The 17289-nt window shown below is 70.5% G+C and carries 15 protein-coding genes and 1 riboswitch; of the genes, 5 read left to right on the forward strand and 10 right to left on the reverse strand.

The window, feature by feature from the left end:
* Positions 1-10: 10 nt before the first annotated feature.
* Positions 11-1279 (reverse strand): hypothetical protein, encoded by a 1269-nt coding sequence (locus ACJMK0_RS11985; protein WP_405238655.1) that lies wholly within the window; start codon positions 1277-1279, stop codon positions 11-13.
* A gap of 281 nt (positions 1280-1560) precedes the next feature.
* On the opposite strand from ACJMK0_RS11985, the gene ACJMK0_RS11990 reads away from it, so the two are divergent.
* From ACJMK0_RS11990 to ACJMK0_RS12005, 4 genes are all read left to right on the forward strand, one after another.
* The gene (locus ACJMK0_RS11990; protein WP_405238656.1) at positions 1561-2961 is read left to right on the forward strand and encodes an FAD-binding oxidoreductase; all 1401 of its coding nucleotides are present in this window, start codon (positions 1561-1563) and stop codon (positions 2959-2961) included.
* Entirely contained in the window at positions 2958-4049 is a 1092-nt protein-coding gene (locus ACJMK0_RS11995; RefSeq protein ID WP_405238657.1) for a serine/threonine-protein kinase, read from the forward strand. Before ACJMK0_RS11990 ends, ACJMK0_RS11995 begins: the two co-directional genes overlap by 4 nt.
* Positions 4050-4196: 147 nt before the next feature.
* Positions 4197-5885, forward strand: coding sequence for a dihydroxy-acid dehydratase (gene ilvD, locus ACJMK0_RS12000; protein ID WP_405238658.1), 1689 nt, complete (start codon positions 4197-4199; stop codon positions 5883-5885).
* Positions 5886-5895: 10 nt separating this feature from the next.
* Positions 5896-8571 carry a bifunctional aspartate kinase/diaminopimelate decarboxylase gene (locus ACJMK0_RS12005; RefSeq protein ID WP_405238659.1) on the forward strand — a complete coding sequence of 892 codons (2676 nt, stop codon included), beginning with the start codon at positions 5896-5898 and terminating at the stop codon, positions 8569-8571.
* Here the strand turns inward: ACJMK0_RS12005 and hisE are convergent.
* From hisE to ACJMK0_RS12050, 9 genes are read right to left on the reverse strand one after another with little or no spacing between them, the layout of a single operon-like run.
* Positions 8561-8872, reverse strand: a complete 312-nt coding sequence (gene hisE / locus ACJMK0_RS12010) for a phosphoribosyl-ATP diphosphatase (RefSeq protein WP_405238660.1) — start codon at positions 8870-8872, stop codon at positions 8561-8563. The two genes, ACJMK0_RS12005 and hisE, sit on opposite strands and share 11 nt — an antisense overlap.
* A 4-nt stretch (positions 8873-8876) precedes the next feature.
* On the reverse strand, positions 8877-9644 hold the full coding sequence (gene hisF, locus ACJMK0_RS12015) for an imidazole glycerol phosphate synthase subunit HisF (RefSeq protein WP_405239051.1): 768 nt from the start codon (positions 9642-9644) through the stop codon (positions 8877-8879).
* On the reverse strand, positions 9626-10357 hold the full coding sequence (gene hisA, locus ACJMK0_RS12020) for a 1-(5-phosphoribosyl)-5-[(5-phosphoribosylamino)methylideneamino]imidazole-4-carboxamide isomerase (protein WP_405239053.1): 732 nt from the start codon (positions 10355-10357) through the stop codon (positions 9626-9628). Before hisA ends, hisF begins: the two co-directional genes overlap by 19 nt.
* Before the next feature lie 5 nt (positions 10358-10362).
* Positions 10363-10983, reverse strand: coding sequence for an imidazole glycerol phosphate synthase subunit HisH (gene hisH, locus ACJMK0_RS12025; protein WP_405238661.1), 621 nt, complete (start codon positions 10981-10983; stop codon positions 10363-10365).
* Positions 10984-10985: 2 nt separating this feature from the next.
* Complete coding sequence (gene hisB, locus ACJMK0_RS12030; protein ID WP_405238662.1) at positions 10986-12053, reverse strand: bifunctional histidinol-phosphatase/imidazoleglycerol-phosphate dehydratase HisB; 1068 nt, start codon at positions 12051-12053, stop codon at positions 10986-10988.
* Positions 12050-13123, reverse strand: a complete 1074-nt coding sequence (gene hisC, locus ACJMK0_RS12035; RefSeq protein WP_405238663.1) for a histidinol-phosphate transaminase — start codon at positions 13121-13123, stop codon at positions 12050-12052. Before hisC ends, hisB begins: the two co-directional genes overlap by 4 nt.
* Positions 13120-14439 (reverse strand): histidinol dehydrogenase, encoded by a 1320-nt coding sequence (gene hisD, locus ACJMK0_RS12040; RefSeq protein ID WP_405238664.1) that lies wholly within the window; start codon positions 14437-14439, stop codon positions 13120-13122. Before hisD ends, hisC begins: the two co-directional genes overlap by 4 nt.
* 29 nt (positions 14440-14468) lie before the next feature.
* Positions 14469-15371, reverse strand: a complete 903-nt coding sequence (gene hisG / locus ACJMK0_RS12045; protein WP_405238665.1) for an ATP phosphoribosyltransferase — start codon at positions 15369-15371, stop codon at positions 14469-14471.
* A gap of 37 nt (positions 15372-15408) precedes the next feature.
* Positions 15409-15717, reverse strand: a complete 309-nt coding sequence (locus ACJMK0_RS12050) for a YerC/YecD family TrpR-related protein (protein ID WP_405238666.1) — start codon at positions 15715-15717, stop codon at positions 15409-15411.
* Positions 15718-15869: 152 nt separating this feature from the next.
* Positions 15870-15992, forward strand: a riboswitch (SAM riboswitch).
* 101 nt (positions 15993-16093) lie between these two features.
* On the opposite strand from ACJMK0_RS12050, the gene metB reads away from it, so the two are divergent.
* Entirely contained in the window at positions 16094-17281 is a 1188-nt protein-coding gene (metB, locus tag ACJMK0_RS12055; protein ID WP_405238667.1) for a cystathionine gamma-synthase, read from the forward strand.
* The last annotated feature ends 8 nt before the right edge of the window (positions 17282-17289 follow it).

Consider the following 17289-nt stretch of genomic DNA (forward strand, 5'->3'; position numbering starts at 1 on the left):
TTCTCTTCGTTCAATCCCGGGCGAGCAGCTCGGCGGTCGGCGTCGCATGGGCGTCGCGCCGCAGCACCCGGTCCTCGATGCCGAGCAGGATCGGTTCGGCCTGTTCCCGGTAGATGTTCACCTTGGCGTTGTACACGCAGCGGCACAGCCCGTGCTTGTCCGCTATCTCCAGCTTGCGGATGGAGTACTTGCCGGAGGCGAGCTTCTCGCCGGTGAGATAGCACTTGATCGCCGAGATGCGTTCGCCGGAGAGCACGAGGCCTTTCAGTCTGCGCAGGTTGTGCTGTGCCTGATCCACGAAGCGGATGGCGTCCAGGCCGATCAGCCCGGTCCCGGGTGTCTCGTCCAGCGGGCCGCGGGCATGGAAATCGCCCACGAAGATCTGCCCGGGCATGGCCCGCTCGATCATGCGCGCCAGCTCGATGGTGACTTCGCCCACGATGTAGTCGTGCACGGTCGGATTGAGGCCGTCGGCCTGGTGGAACTCGTAGCAGCTGCCGACGTGGAAGGCGGCCCTGAGGCGCGGCACCGATGCGGTCTTCGCCTTGCTGCGGGCGATGGCGTTGTCGGCCAGCACCAGGTGCATGAAGTGATAGAGGTTGGTGTTGGAGTCCGCCCCGCCGTCCCGGTTCCAGATGTAGAAGCCGTCCCCGGTCGAGGAGCGGGCGAAATTGATGCGCAGCTCGCCTTCCAGCATCTTGGCGTAGGCCGAATTCAGCGAATACGACAGGCTGTTCAGCTGGGTCATCTGTTCGAACGGGCTCAGCAGACTGAAGCCGACGATGTCGAACAGCGCCACGGCACGATTCTCGACGTAGCTGATGCCGTAGCGTTTCACCATCATGTCGATGATCCGCGTCTCCGCGGGCGTGCCGCGCAGCGGCTCGCGCAGGCGGACGCGGCGCGGTTCCACCCGCAGCAGGCGCGAGACCTTCTCCATCTGCGCCGGGGTGAGCTGACGGCGGCCGGAGATCAGGTCCATGATGAAGCGCTCCGACACCCGCCAGCGGCGCGGCTCCCCGGGCGCCGGCATGGCCGTGTACTCCGCCACCGCATAGTGGGGCACAACCAGCAGCAGCACGCCGTCGTCGTGAATACACCAGTTCAGGATGCAGTTCTGGCCGAGGCCCCATTCCCGGTGGAGGCGCTGCTCGAGCTGGACCAGGTTGCTGCGCTGGCGCAGGTCCATGTCCGGCGGCAGGTCGGACAACGTACCCGAGTACAGCGGGCCGGCGCCCGCCGGGCCGTCGTCGGCCGTCGAATAGTCATCCGGATTCATCTCGGCTCCGCTCGGAAGTCTTGCCGCCGGGTTCGCGGTCGGGCTCGTGCTCGAGCTCGTCTTCGGGCTCGTTGGCGGACGATCGCGGGCAGCCCCTGTGCTGTCCGCGGGCCCGCGCGCGGCGGCGGACCCGCTCGAAGTTAATCAACAGGCCCTTCGGATGCAAGCGGTCGGTGCAGAGGGCCGACGTGGGCCGGCCCGGTGCTAAACTGCGGTCGCGCCCGGGGCGCCGGTGTCACGCCGGTGGCCGGTGCAGCGGAGGCACGCAGAGCGGAGGCTCGATGAAAAGACTCGAGGGCCTGAAAGCGGCCGTGGGGGAGGGCGGATACCTGGACGACCCCGAGGCGATGGCGCCCTATCTCGAGGAATGGCGGGGGCGTTACCGGAGCGATACCCCGCTGGTGCTGCTGCCTTCGACTACCGATGAGGTCGCCCGGGTGGTCGCCGAGTGCGGGCGGCACGGCATCGGCATCGTCCCCCAGGGCGGCAACACGGGGTTGTGCGGCGGCGCGGTGGCCGGCGGCGACGACCTGCAGGTGATCCTGAGCCTGCGGCGGATGAACCGCATCCGCGAACTCAGCACGGCGGGAGACTTCCTGATCGCGGAGGCCGGCTGCGTGCTGGCCGACCTGCAGGCCGCGGCCGAGGAGGCCGGCCGCCTGTTCCCGCTCAGCCTGGCCGCGGAGGGCAGTTGTCAGATCGGCGGGAACCTGTCCACCGACGCGGGCGGCATCAACGTGCTGCGCTACGGCACCGCGCGGCAGCAGGTGCTGGGGCTGGAGGTCGTACTCGCGGACGGGCGGGTGTGGAACGGGCTGCGCACCCTGCGCAAGAAGACGGCCGGCTACGACCTGCGCGACCTGTTCGTCGGGGCCGAGGGGACGCTGGGCATCATCACCGCGGCGGCACTCCGCCTCCATCCGCGCCCGGCCGACGTTGCCACGGCCATGATCGCCATCGACGGCCCCGACCACGCGGTGGCACTGCTGGAGGCCATGCGCGGCCGGCTCGGCGAGGAGGTCAGCGCCTTCGAACTCATCTCCGCCCGGGCGCTCGAGTTCGTCCTCGCGCACATCGCCGATACCCGCCACCCCTTCGACGAGGATCATCCGGCCTACGTGCTGATGGAGAGCACGGCCAACCAACCGGGCGACGCCATGCCGCGGCTGGAAGCCGCCCTGGAGGCGGCACTGGGCGAGGGGCTGGTGCGGGACGCGGCGGCCGCGGGCGACGGGCGTCGTCGGGAGGCCCTGTGGCGGCTGCGGCACAGCATCTCCGAGGCCCAGCGGCACGAGGGCGTCAGCCTGAAGCACGATATCTCGGTACCGGTGGAGCGCATCGGTGAATTCCTGGAGCGCGCCGGGGCGGCGCTGGCCGCCCGCTTTCCCGAGGCCAGGCTGGTGGTGTTCGGTCACGTCGGCGACGGCAATCTCCATTACAACCTGAGCCAGCCGGTCGGCGCGGATGCGGAATCGTTCCGCGCCGCCGAGCCGGAGATCAACGGGATCGTCTTCGACACGGTGCATGCGTGCGGCGGCAGCTTCAGCGCCGAGCACGGTGTGGGCCTCCTGCGGCGCGAGCAGATGCGCCGCTACCTCGACGAGACGGAACTCGACCTGATGCGCCGCCTGAAGTCAGCCCTGGATCCGGCCGGCATCCTGAACCCGGGCAAGGTGCTGTGAACGGGCCCGGCCGGGACGGTGCGGAGCGCGAGTCAGAAGCTGCCACCGCGCACCTCGATGAAAACCCGGCCGCGGGTGTTGCGTCCGCCGACAGCGAGCATCTCGCTACCGAGCGGCTGGACGAAGGCGGCGAGGGAGGGCGCAGGGACGCCGTCCGCGGCGCCGAACTCGCCATCGGCACGGTCATCGGCGGGCGTTACGAGCTCCTGCGCCGGGTGGCGGGCGGCAGCATGGGGGTGGTCTACAAGGCCCTCGACCGGCAACGCACGCTCGAGACCCACGAGCCGGCCTGGGTCGCCGTCAAGGTGCTGAAACCCCGACTCGACCAGCACGGCCCGGCGCTGCGCGCGCTGCAGAGAGAAGCCGAGACCGGGCTCCTCCTGGACCACCCCAACGTGGTGAGCTTCCATGGCCTGGGCCGGGACGGCAATCGTTTCTACATTGTGATGGAGTGGCTTCCGGGCTGCTCGCTGGCCGACTGGCTGGATCGGCGGCCGGGCGAGCCGATGCCCACCGGCGATGCCCTGCGAATCGTGCGCAGCATCGGCGCGGCCCTGGCCCATGCCCACGAGAGAGGCGTGGTCCACGCCGACGTGAAACCCGGCAACGTCATGCTGTTGCCGGACGGGAGCGTTCAGCTCTGCGATTTCGGTATCGCGCGGCTGGACCGGGTGCTCGCCACCGGCACGGGCACCTTCGACCCGGGAGTCCTGAAGGCGGCCACGCCGGCCTATTCCAGTCCGGAGGTCCTGAAAGGCGAGACGCCGACGATCCGCGACGACGTCTACTCGCTCGCCTGCCTCGCCTACCGCATGCTGTCCGGCCACCGGGTATTCGGCAGCCGGGATGCGACGGAGGCCGAGGCCGCGGGGGAGTCGCCGCGCCGCATCGAGGGCCTGAGTGAGACCCGCTGGCGCGCCCTGGAGGCGGCGCTCGCGTACTCTCGCTACGAGCGACCGGCGGACGTGCGCACCTTCCTGCGCCCGTTCGCCGCCGAAGGTGTCGGACGGCGCCGTCGCACCCTGCTGGTAGTGGCCGTGGCGCTGCTGGCCGCCGCGGCGGTCGTCCTGCCGCTGGTCGCGATCTGACGGCAGCGAGACCCGCGCGAACGCCGGCGCCGGCGGTCCCTCGATCCGCTACAATGCGCTGCGGCGCTCGCCCGTGCGCCGGCGACAACGACAGGCGGCCGCCGGCACGGCGCGGGCGACGAGGGCGGCGAAGTTGACGGAGGCAGTGTGAGCGAACAGAAGGACAAGCGGCGGTATTCGCGCATCGTGGTGGAAGGCGTGGAGCACGCGCCCGGCCGGGCGATGCTGCGGGCGGTGGGCTTCGGCGACGAGGACTTCACCAAACCCCAGGTCGGCATCGCCTCCACCTGGAGCATGGTCACGCCCTGCAACATGCACATCGACGGGCTGGCCCGGTCTGCCGCGGAGGGCGCCGACGGGGCCGGCGGCAAGGCGGTCATCTTCAATACGATCACGGTCTCCGACGGCATCTCCATGGGCACGCCGGGCATGCGCTACTCGCTGGTCTCGCGGGAAGTCATTGCCGACTCGATCGAGGCGGTGACCGGCGCGCAGGGCTTCGACGGCCTGGTCACCATCGGCGGCTGCGACAAGAACATGCCGGGCTGCGTGATCGCCATGGCGCGGCTCGACCGCCCCTCCGTCTTCGTCTACGGCGGCACCATCCAGCCGGGGCCGAAGCGCCGGGACATCGTCTCGGTATTCGAGGCCGTCGGCGGCGTCTCGGCGGGCTCCGTGAGCATGGAGGAACTCGGCGAGGTGGAGCGCACGGCCATACCGGGACCCGGGGCCTGCGGCGGCATGTACACGGCCAACACCATGGCCTCCGCCATCGAGGCGCTCGGGCTCAGCCTGCCGGACAGTTCCGCCCAGGAGGCGGTCTCCGGCGCGAAGATCGAAGACTGCCGGCGGGCCGGGCGCGCCGTGCTGGAGCTGCTCCAGCGCGACATCCGGCCCTCGCACATACTGACCCGGGAAGCCTTCGAGAACGCCATCACGGTGGTCATCGCGCTGGGCGGCTCCACCAATGCGGTGCTGCACCTGCTGGCCATCGCCCATGCCGCGAACGTGCCGCTGGAGCTGGACGACTTCACCCGCATCGGCAGACGCGTGCCCGTGCTGGCCGACCTGAAGCCGAGCGGACGCTACGTCATGAGCGACCTGGTGGCCATCGGCGGCATCCAGCCGCTGATGAAGATGCTGCTGGACGCCGGTCTGCTGCATGGCGACTGCCTGACCGTGACCGGACGGACGCTGGCCGAGAATCTCGCCGATGCCGGCACCTACCCGGCGGACCAGGACATCGTGCGGCCGCTCTCCGATCCGCTGAAGGCCGACAGCCATCTGGTGGTGCTGTACGGCAACGTCGCCCCGGAGGGCGCGGTGGCCAAGATCTCGGGCAAGGAGGGCACCCGCTTCACCGGCACCGCCCGCATCTACGAGGCCGAGGAGCAGGCCCTGCAGGCCATCCTGGACGGCGAGGTGCAGGCCGGCGACGTGGTGGTCGTGCGCTACGAGGGCCCGGTCGGCGGTCCCGGGATGCGCGAGATGCTGAGCCCGACCAGCGCGATCATGGGCAAGGGCCTCGGCGACAAGGTGGCGCTGATCACGGACGGGCGCTTCTCCGGCGGCAGCCACGGTTTCGTCGTGGGGCACGTGACGCCCGAAGCCGCGGTTGGCGGCCCGATCGGACTGCTGCGCGACGGCGACCGCATCACCATCGACGGCGCCGCCTGCCGCATCGAGGCGGACCTCTCTGCGGAGGAACTGGAGGCCCGTCGTGCCGACTGGGCGCCTTCCCGGCGGCCGCCCGCGCGGGGGCTGCTCGCCAAGTACGCCCGCCAGGTCAGCTCCGCCTCCCTGGGCGCGGTGACCGACCGCTTCGAAGACGACTGACGCCGGCGGCATGGCAGAGGTGACCGACACGGCGCTTACGGAAGCGCCATTCCAGGACGCCCGCGAGCTCGGCGCGCCGCCAGCCTGTGCGGACTCCACCTGGGTGGTGATGAAGTTCGGCGGCACCAGCGTGTCGTCCCTGGAAGACTGGCAGCGCATCGCCGGGCTGATCGGCAACCGGATGCGGGCGGGCCTGCGCCCGCTCGTGGTCTGCTCGGCGGTGGCCGGCGTCTCGAACGCGCTGCAGACCCTCATCGACCAGGCCATCGGCGGCGACCCGGAACCGGTGCTGGGCGAGATCCTCGAGCGCCACCGTCGCCTGGCGGGCGAGCTGCAACTCGATGCCGACGAAGTGTTGGGAGAGTATTTCGACGAACTGCGCCAGCTCGCCGCCGGAATCCGTCTGATCCGCGAGGCGAGCCCGCGGGTGCAGGCCCGCCTGATGGGGCTCGGCGAACTCATGAGCACGCGGCTCGGCGCTGCCTGGCTGGGCGCCCGGGGCGTCGATGCGGCCTGGACCGATGCCCGCGACCACCTGGCGGCCACGGGGCAGCGGAACAAGAACGAGCGCCAGCATTTCCTGAGCGCCGTCTGCGCCCACGAACGGGATCCGGACTTCCCGCAGCGCTTCGGGCCGGGCACCGGCGCGGTACTCACCCAGGGCTTCATCGCCCGCAACGAGGACGGCGAGACGGTGCTGCTCGGGCGCGGCGGCTCGGATACCTCGGCGGCCTATTTCGCTTCCCTGCTGGGGGCGCGTCGCCTCGAAATCTGGACCGACGTGCCCGGCATGTTCAGCGGCAATCCGCGGGCCGTACCGTCGGCGCGGCTGTTGACGGCGCTGCACTACGACGAGGCCCAGGAGATCGCCTCCACTGGCGGCAGCGTCCTGCACCCGCGCTGCGTCCCGCCGGTGCGCCGGGCGCAGATCCCGATCCACGTGCGCTGGACCGCGCGGCCGGACCTGGACGGCACCGTGGTCTCGGCCGCCACCCGGGAGTCCGAGCCGCGGGTCAAGGCGATCTCGCTGCGCATGGGGCTGACGCTGGTGTCCATGGAAGGCGTGGCCATGTGGCAGGAGGTCGGTTTCCTGGCCGACGCCTTCGACGTCTTCCGGCGTCACTCCGTCTCGGTGGATCTGGTCTCCACCTCGGAGAGCAACGTTACCGTCTCCATCGACACCGCTTCCGGGGCCCTCGGCGGCGAGGCGATGGAGGCGCTGGTCGAGGAGCTGGAGACCATCTGCCGGGTGCGGGTGATCGAGGACTGCGCCGCCGTCAGTCTCGTGGGGCGGAAGATCCGCACGATCCTGCACCGGCTCGGCCCCGCGCTGGAGGTCTTCGAGGAGCAGCGCATCCACCTGGTGACCCAGGCGGCGAGCGACCTGAACCTGACCTTCGTCGTCGACGACGAGCAGGGCTACCGGCTGGTGCAGAAGCTGCATAGCTCCATCATCGCGCCGCAGCGGCGGGGCGAGGCCTTCGGCCCCACCTGGGAGGCGCTGCAGGCCGAGGGCGAGGAGGCGCCGCGCCTGCCGCCCATGTGGTGGAGCCATCGCCGCCGGGAGCTGCTGGCGCTGTGCGAAGAGGAGTCGCCGCGCTATGTGTACGACGCAGATACGATCCGTTCGGCGATCGGCCGCCTGCAGTCCATCGAGCATCTGGACGCGGTGTTCTACGCCATGAAGGCGAATTCCAACCCGGACGTCCTGCGTCTGGTGGAGAGTGCCGGCGTGAATTTCGAATGCGTCTCGCCGGGCGAGATCAAGCGCGTACTGGAGCTGTTCCCGGACATCGATCGGCGGCGCATCCTGTTCACACCCAATTTCGCGCCGCGCCGCGAATACGCCGACGGGCTGGAGCTCGGCGTCTGGGTGACACTCGACAACCTGCATCCGCTGCGTGCCTGGCCGGAGCTCTTCCGCGGCCGGGATGTCTTCATCCGGCTCGACCCGGGTCAGGGCCGGGGCCATCACGAGCACGTGCGCACGGCCGGCACCCATTCCAAATTCGGCATCCCCCTGTTCGAGCTGGACGAGCTGGAGTCGCTGGCGGCGGCGGCCGGCGCGCGGATCGTCGGCATCCACGCCCACACCGGCAGCGGCATCCTGGACCCGACCAACTGGGCCGAGGTGGCGAACGAGCTGGCCAATGCCGCCTCCCGGTTCCCAGACGTGCACACGCTGGACCTCGGCGGCGGGCTCGGCATACCGGAGAAACCGGGCGAGGAACCGCTGGATACCGGGGAGCTGGCGCGGCTGCTGGGCGAGTTGCGCGGCGCCTGGCCGGACTACCGGCTTTGGGTGGAGCCGGGCCGGTATCTGGTGGCCGAGTCGGGCGTGCTGCTCGCGCGGGTGACCCAGACCAAGGGCAAGGGGGCCGTGCGCTACGTGGGCATCGAGACGGGCATGAACAGCCTGATCCGTCCGGCGCTCTACGGTGCCTATCACGAGATCGTGAATCTCTCCCGGCTGGGCGAGCCGGCGACGGAGGTGGTGACGGTGGTCGGGCCCATCTGCGAGAGCGGCGACCGGCTGGGCAACGACCGCCTGCTGCCCGAGTGCCGGGAGGGCGACGTGATCCTGATCGCCAACACGGGCGCCTACGGCTACACCATGGGTTCGCGCTACAACCTGCGCGAGCCGGCGGCCGAGACGCTGCTCGGGAGTGTAGCGCTCAGCGGGTGAGGCTGCGGTGGCGGGCCTCCAGCTCGGCCGCCACGTCCGCCAGATCGAGGCCCTCGACCGCCAGCAGGACGAGCAGGTGATAGACCAGGTCGGCTGCCTCGCCGACGACCGCGTTGGTGCCCGCGTCGGTGGCGCTGGCCAGCGCGGTTTCCACCGCTTCCTCGGCCACCTTCTGTGCCACCCGGGTCTTGCCGCCGGCCACCAGGCGGGCCGTGTAACTCTGCGGCGCCTGGGTATCCAGGCGCGCGTGGATCACCTGTTCCAGTTCCCGGAGGAAGGCCGGGTCCCGTTCTTCTGCCATAGCCTTAGATCCTCATCTCTGTGCCGCGGTCGGCCAGCCAGCGTTTCAGTTCCGCGATATGGATCTCGCCGCTGTGGAAGACGCTCGCCGCCAGCGCGCCGTCGACGCGCGCCTCTGCGAATGCCGCCAGGAAATGTTCCGGCGCGCCGGCGCCGCCCGAGGCGATCAGCGGGATGCCGCAGACCGCACGCACGGCGGCGAGCTGGCGGAGGTCGTAGCCCTCCCGCACGCCGTCCTGGTTCATGCAGTTCAGCACGATCTCGCCTGCGCCGCGGCGCTGTACCTCGGCCACCCAGTCGAGGGTACGCCGGCGGGTCGCCGTCGTGCGGTCCGGGTCGCCGGTGTACTGGTAGACGAACCAGTCGCCGTCTTCCTCCCGGCTGTCGATGCCCACCACGACGCACTGCACGCCGAAGCGGGCGGCGAGCCGGCTGATCAGTTCCGGGTCGGCGAGCGCCGGGCTGTTGATCGAGATCTTGTCGGCGCCCCGGTTCAGCACGCTCTCGGCGTCCTCCAGGCTGCGGATGCCGCCGGCGACGCAGAAGGGGATGTCGAGCACGGCCGCCACGCGTGAGACCCAGCTGCGGTCCACGGAGCGTCCGTCGGGGCTGGCGGTGATGTCGTAGAACACCAGTTCGTCGGCGCCCTCGTCCCGGTAGCGCCGGGCCAGATCCAGGATATCGCCCACGTCGCGGTGGTTGCGGAAGCGCACGCCCTTGACGACGCGGCCGTCGCGGACGTCCAGGCAGGGGATTATGCGTCGCGCGAGAATGACTGCAGCTCCTCTCTGGTCAGCGTGCCTTCCAGCAACGCCTTGCCGGTGATCGCCGCCGCGGCGCCGGCGCGCCTGAGCGACTCCAGGTCGTTCACGTCCCGCACGCCGCCGGAAGCCTGCAGGCCGATAGCCGGGAAGCGCGAGACGAACTCGCCGTACAGATCCACGTTGGGTCCGGTCAGCGCGCCGTCCCGGCTGATGTCGGTGCACAGCACGTGGCGCAAGGGCGGCTCCGTGAACCGCTCCACGGCCTGCCACAGGGTCAGCTCCGAGTCCCGCGTCCAGCCGTGGCTGGTCACCCGGGGGATGCCGCGCTCGTCGAGGCGCACGTCCAGCGCGATCACGATCCGCTCCGGTCCCGCCTCGCGCAGCCAGCCCGTGACGGTCTCGGGCCGGTTCACCGCCAGGCTGCCGATCACCACGCGATCGACGCCGCAGCCGAGCAGCCGCTCCAGGCGCTCCTGGTCGCGGATGCCGCCGCCCACCTGGACGGTCATCGTCGTCCCGGTGGCGATCGCGCGGATGATGTCCAGGTTGGCGGGGTCGCCGGTTCGGGCCCCGTCCAGGTCCACGACGTGCAGCTCGCGGCAGCCGGCCGACTGGTACTCCAGTGCGAGTTCGAGCGGGTCGTGGTCGTAGCCGGTCTCGGCGTCGAACTCGCCCTGAAACAGACGCACGCAGCGCCCGCCGCGCAGATCGATGGCCGGCATCACGATCACAGCGCGTACTCCAGGAAGTTCTTCAGCACCGTCGCGCCGTGGACGGAAGAGCGCTCCGGGTGGAACTGCGTGGCGAAGAAGTTGCCGCTCTCGAACACGGCCGTGAACTCGCTCCCGTACTCCGTGCGTCCGGTGGTGGTCTCCGCCAGCGGCAGCGCGTAACTGTGAATGAAATAGAAGTGCGCGCCGTCGGGCACGTCCCGCAGGAGCACCGATTCGCCTTCCTTTCTCACCCGGTTCCAGCCCATGTGCGGGACGGGCAGGTCGGGCGAGGCGGGCAGCCGCCGGGCGCGTCCGGGGACGACACCGAGGCAGTCCGCATCGTCCTCCTCGGAGCCGGCGGCCAGCAGCTGCATGCCGAGGCAGATGCCGAGCACGGGCTGCGCGAGCGTGGGCAGCACCGCGTCGAGGCCGAAGGAACGGAGCCGCGCCATTGCGTCCGCCGCGGCGCCGACGCCCGGGAGTATCACCGCCCCTGCCCCGCGGATCTCGTCCACGTCGGTGCTGAGGGTGGCGTCCGCGCCGAGGCGCGCGAGCGCCCCGGTCAGCGAGGCGATGTTGGCACCGCCCGAGCCGACGATCACCACATCGTGTTCGTGATGGTAATCGCTCGCCATGGTTACAGCGTCCCTTTCGAGGAAGGCAACGCGTCTCCCTCGATACGCAGGGCCTGGCGCAGCGTGCGCCCGAGTCCCTTGAAGCAGATTTCCACCATGTGGTGAGCGTTCTCGCCCTCCACCTCGACGTGCAGCGTGGCGCGCAGCGCATCGGCCAGGGAACGGAAGAAATGGGTGACCATCTCGGTGGGCAGCTCGCCGACCCGGTCCCGGGGGAACTCCCCACGGAAGACGAAATAGGGCCGGCCGGAGAGGTCCAGCGCGATACGGGCCTGGGCCTCGTCCATCGGCAGCACGAACCCGAAGCGGCCGATACCGCGCTTGTCGCCCAGGGCCTCACGGATGGCCTCGCCGAGCGCGAGCGCCACGTCCTCCACGCTGTGATGCTCGTCGACGTGCAGGTCGCCGTCGCAGGTGAGCCGCAGCGAGAAGCCGCCGTGGGTGGCGATCTGCTCCAGCATGTGATCGAAGAAGCCGATACCGGTGGCGATGCGGTTGCCGCCTTCCCGGTCCAGGTCCACCGCGGCCGTGATGCGCGTCTCCCGGGTGTTGCGGGTGACGCTCGCCCGGCGGGGCAGGGCGCACAGCCGATGGGCGATGCCGCCCCAGTCCAGGCCGTCCTCGCCCAGACGCAGTCCCGGGATGCCGATGGCCTCGGCAAGCCGGGTATCCGTCTCCCGGTCGCCCACCACGGCGCTGCGTTCGAGATCCAGCGTGTTCGCCGCGAGGTAGCGGGTCAGGAGCCCGGTGGCGGGCTTGCGGCAGGCGCAGCCGTCCGTCTCGAAGTGGGGGCAGATGAACTCCTCGTCGAAGGTGATGCCCTGGCTGGCGAACAGCGCGCGCATGTGCTCGTGGGGAATGCGGAAGTCGTCTTCGGGGAAGGAGTCGGTGCCCAGCCCGTCCTGGTTGGACACGAGCACGAAGCGGTAGCCCGCCGCCTTCAGGCGCAGCAATGCCGGGATGACACCCGGGACGAGGCGCACCTTGTCGAGACGGTCCACCTGCTCGTCGGGAGGTTCCTCGATCAGCGTGCCGTCCCGGTCGACGAACAGGACCCGCAGGCCGCTCATGCGCGCACCGCCTGGCGGCCCAGGGCCGCCAGCAGCCGGTCGTTGTCCGCCGCCTCGCCGACGGTGATGCGCAGACAGTTCTCGAGGCCCGGTTCGCGGCCGAAGTCCCGCAGCAGCAGGCCGGCGTGCCGGGCGCGGGCGAGGGCGTCGGCGCTGTCGCGGAACCGCACCAGCAGGAAGTTGGCGTCGCTCGGCCATACCCTGACGACGGCCGGGCATGCTTCCAGCCCCTCACGGACCCGCTCGCGCTCGTCGCAGAGCGCGCGGATGCGCTCCGGCATGATGCGGAACGATTCGTTTACGACGGCGGCGGTGGCGGCCTCCACCGTCGGCGTCGGGATGGCGTAGGGCGGCATCACCTTGCCCAGCAGACGCATGACGGCGGGCCGGCCGAGGGCGACGCCGCAGCGGGCGCCGGCCAGCCCGTAGGCCTTCGACAGGGTGCGCAGCACCACCAGGTTGTCGTGTGCGGCCAGCAGGGCGGGGCAGGGATCTTCGGCGCCGAATTCCACGTAGGCGGCGTCCAGTACCACCAGCCCGCGGCCGGCGAGCCCCGTGCAGAGCGCGGCGATCGCCTCCGGGGGGATGCTGTTGCCCGTGGGGTTGTTGGGCGAGGTCAGGAACAGCAGGCGGCAGCGCTCGTCCCATGCCGCCAGGATGCCGTCGGCATCGACGTGGAACGCCGGGGCGAGCAGCGGCACCCGCCGCACGCCCGCGTTCTGGATGTCGGCGTAGACCTGATACATGCCGAAGGTGGGCGGGCAGATCACGACGTCGTCCAGTCCGGGGCGGCAGAAGCAGCGGATCAGCAGGTCGATGGCCTCGCTGGTGCCGCGGGTGACGAAGGTCTCCTCCGGGCTGGCCCCGTAGTGTTCGGCGAGCAGCGCGGTCAGTGCGCCCGGCCGGGCCTCGGGATAGCGGTTCAGGCCGCGTTCGCTCGTATCGCCGCCGGCGCGCCAGGGCGCCTCGTTGGCATTGAGACGCACGGCGTCCGGCGCGTAGCCGGCCGGCTCGTAGGCCTTGAGCGCCCGGATCTCCGGGCGCGCGAGTGCGAGCACCGCGTCGCTCATGCCACCGTCCGCCGGCGGATCTTTTCGAGACGCAGGGTGACCGCCCGGGCATGGGCGTCCAGCCCCTCGAGGCCCGCCAGGGTCACGGCGGTGGGCCCCAGTCCCTCCAGCCCGGCGGCACTCAGTTCCTGCACCGTCATGTGGCGCAGGAACTGATCGACGCCGAGACCGCTGTAGGTGCGGGCGTAACCGTAGGTGGGCAGCACGTGGTTGGTGCCGCTGCAGTAATCGCCCATGGACTCGGGCGTCCACGGCCCGAGGAACACCGATCCGGCATTGCGGATGCGGGGCAGCCAGCTGCGGGCGTCCGCCGCCTGCACGATCAGGTGCTCCGGCGCATAGGCGTTGCTGACCCGCACCGCCTCGGCCAGATCGTCCACGATGATGACGGCGCTATGGGACAGGGCCTCGCGCACGATGCTGCCCCGGCCCAGTGCCTCCGTCTGTTCGGCCAGCGCGGCGGCGACGGCCGCGGCCAGCGCGGCGTCCGGCGTGACCAGGAATACCTGGGAGTCCGGCCCGTGCTCCGCCTGGGACAGCAGGTCCGAGGCCACGAACGCCGGGTCCGCGTCGCCGTCGGCGATGACCAGCACCTCCGAAGGTCCGGCCGGCATGTCCAGCGCGGCGCCGTCAGGGTCGGCCGCCACCAGGCTCTTCGCGGCCGTGACCCAGGCGTTGCCGGGGCCGAATATCTTGTTCACCCGGGGGATGGACTCGGTGCCGTAGGCCATGGCGGCGACCGCCTGCGCACCGCCGATTCGGTAGACGGCGGTGGCGCCGGAGCGCCGTGCGGCGACCAGCACCGCCGGGTCCGCCGTGCCGTCCGGACGCGGCGGTGTGCAGAGGATACGCTCGGGGCACCCGGCGATCGTCGCCGGGACGGCCAGCATGATGGCGGCCGATGGCAGGGGCGCCGTGCCGGCCGGCACGTACAGTCCGACCGCGTCCAGCGGATGGCTGAGCCGTTCGCAGACCACGCCGGGGGCGGTTTCCACCCGCACCGGCTGCGGCAGCTGGGCACGGTGGAAGCTCTCGACGGTCTCGATGGCGCGGTCGATGGCGGCGACCGCCTCGCGTCCGAGCCCCGCTTCCGCGGCCGTGAAGGCCTCCTCCGGCACGCGCAGCTCGTCGACCTCGGCGCGGTCCAGCTCGCGGGTCAGGCGGCGCACGGCGGCATCGCCGTCCGCGCGCACGGCGGCCAGGATCTCGCGCACGGTGGCGTCCACCGAGGCGCCGGCCGCGACGGCCGGGCGGCGCAGCAGATTCTCGCGCTGCGCATCGTCCAGTTCGCTCCATCGATAAAGGGTCAGGGACATGGTCGGCTCCGTCTTTGCTCGACTCCGCATCAGGCGAGCATCTTCTCGACCGGCAGCACCAGCATGGCGCTGGCGCCGGCGGCCTTCAGGTTCTCCAGGGTTTCCCAGAATACATTCTCGCGGCACACCGCGTGCACGGCGACACGGTCCTCGCGACCCTCCAGGGGCAGGATGGTGGGCGCCTCGGATCCCGGCAGCAGGCGCGTGATCTCGGCCAGCGCGCTGCGCGGGGCATGCAGCATGATGTACTTGCTCTCGCGCACCTGCTGTACGCCCTCGATGCGCATCAGCAGGCGCTCGATCCACTCGATCTTGGCCTGGGGCAGCTCGGCGGCGGTGCGTATCAGCGCCGCCTCGCTCTCGAGCACGGTCTCCACCTCGCGCAGCTGATTGGCGGCGAGCGTCGAGCCGGTGGACACCAGGTCGCAGATGAAGTCGGCCCGTCCCAGCCGGGGGGCGATCTCCACCGCGCCGGAGAAGTGGACGATCTCGGCCTCGATGCCGGCCTCGCGCAGGAAACCCGCGAGGACGCCCGGATAACTGGTCGCGATGCGCCGGCCGGCGAGAGAGGCCGGGCCCTCGTAGGGCAGATCGTCGGGAGCGGCGATGCACAGCCGGCAGTGGCCGAAGTCCAGGCCGCGGATGACCTCGAAGCTGGACAGCTCGCCGTTGCCGTCGCCGTGCAGACGCTTCTCGTGGATCACGTTCAGCCCGGCGATGCCCAGGTCGCAGACGTCGTCGGCGACCAGGCCCGGTATGTCGTCGTCGCGCACCAGCAGGATGTCGATGGGCATGTTCTCGCCGAAGCAGAACAGCTGGTCCTTGCTCTGGGTGTATTTCAGTCCGCACCGGGACAGGAGATCGAGACAGTGCTCGGTCAGGCGGCCGGATTTCTGGATCGCGATCTTCAGCCGCGGGGTTTCGCTCTGCATTCGGGGTTCCTCGGGGAGACGCGTCGGCGGCTCCGTGTCAGTCCTTGCGGGTTCGCTCCAGCGCCGTGCGGTAGCCGCCGAAGCCGTCGGCGAGAAACCGCGCCACCCGGCCGATGGTGGTCACGCTGACGCCGGTCAGCTCGTTGATGCGGCGATAGGGCAGACCTTCGTCGAGCAGCTGCACCACACGCCAGCGGTCGACGAGTGCCTGCAGCTCGGCCGGCGTGCACAGGTCGGCGAGCAGGGCGCGCATCTCGTCGGCGCCGCGCATGGCCACCAGCGCCTCGCACAGAGCCGTCTGCTCCCGCGCCGTGCGGCGCGCACTCGTCTCGCGATTGGGTTTCATGACGTACCAATGTATTAATGCGTTAATACACTAATGCAAAATGACGGTCCGGTCAACAGGCTTCGCGGGGCTGCATAAGGCCTGTGGCAATGCTTTCCGCTGTAACCAAACAACGGTTGACGGCGCCCGCGGGCGCCCACTATAGTCGGCGCTACTCATCGAGACCGGCTGAGGGAAGGGCCCGACGACGCCGGGGCAACCTTCAGGCCTAACCAGCCTGAAAAGGTGCCAACTCCTGCGGCAGCACGAAAACGGTGCTGGGCGAAAGATGAGTGTCCGAGCAGCGGTAGCGATACCGATGGGCGAGGCACCTTCCTCGAGTTCTCCGCAGAGTGGCCGCCTGAGTGCCGGGCCCGTGATCAGACGGAGAACATCCATGACACAAGGCCCCCAGAGTGCGACCCAGGCTGTGCGTGCGGCGCTGGAATCCGATGCCCAGTACGGCGCGGTCGTGCCGCCCCTGCACCTGTCGTCCAATTACACCTTCGAGGGCTTCGGCCGGCCGCGCCAGTACGACTACACGCGCAGCGGCAACCCCACGCGGGACGCCCTCGGCCGGGCACTGACGGAACTGGAGGGCGGCGCCGGCGCCGTCGTGACCGCGTCGGGGATGTCGGCCATCACGCTGGTCTGCCAGCTGCTCAGGCCGGGCGACCTGCTGATCGCACCCCACGATTGCTACGGCGGCAGCTTCCGGCTGTTCCGAAACCTGGCGGACCGGGGCGCATTCGACCTGGAGTTCGTCGACCAGACCGACGTCCGCGCCCTGGAGGCGGCCTGCAGCCGCGGCCCGCGGCTGATCTGGGTGGAGACGCCGAGCAACCCGTTGCTGCGCGTCACCGATATCAACCGGGTCGTCGGCCTGGCCAGGGACTGCGGCGCTCTGGTCGCCGTCGACAACACCTTCCTGTCGCCCGCGCTGCAGCAGCCGCTGGCCCTCGGCGCCGACCTCGTGGTGCATTCGACGACGAAGTATCTGAACGGCCACAGCGACGTGGTGGGCGGTGCGGTGGTCGCCGGCGACGAGGCGCTGGCATCGGAACTCGCCGACTGGGCGAACTGTATCGGCATAACGGGAGCGCCGTTCGACAGCTACCTCACGCTGCGGGGCGTGCGCACGCTGTTCGCGCGGATGCGCCAGCACGAGGAGAATGCCGCGGCGCTGGCGGAGTTCCTGGCGGGTCACGAACAGGTGGCGCGGGTGTATTACCCGGGACTGGAGAGTCATCCCGGCCACCTGATCGCCGCCCGGCAGCAAAGCGGTTTCGGCGGTATGGTCAGTTTTGAGCTCAGGGGCGGCATCGAAGATGCACGCCGCATCGCGGAGGGACTCGTCCACTTCTCGCTCGCCGAGTCCCTCGGCGGGGTGGAGAGCCTGGTCTGCCACCCGGCGACGATGACCCATGCGCCGATGACGCCGGAGGCCCGCACCGCGGCCGGTATCAGCGACAGCCTGATCCGACTGAGCGTCGGCATCGAGTCTGCGACGGACCTGATCGGCGACCTCGAGCGGGCGCTGGACGGCCTGGGCGCGCGGGGCGACCTGCGGGCGGTGGCCGGCTGAGCGGCGCG

The sequence above is a fragment of the Lentisalinibacter orientalis genome, assembly GCF_040706535.1.
GTDB classification, from domain to species: Bacteria; Pseudomonadota; Gammaproteobacteria; order Steroidobacterales; family Woeseiaceae; genus Lentisalinibacter; species Lentisalinibacter orientalis.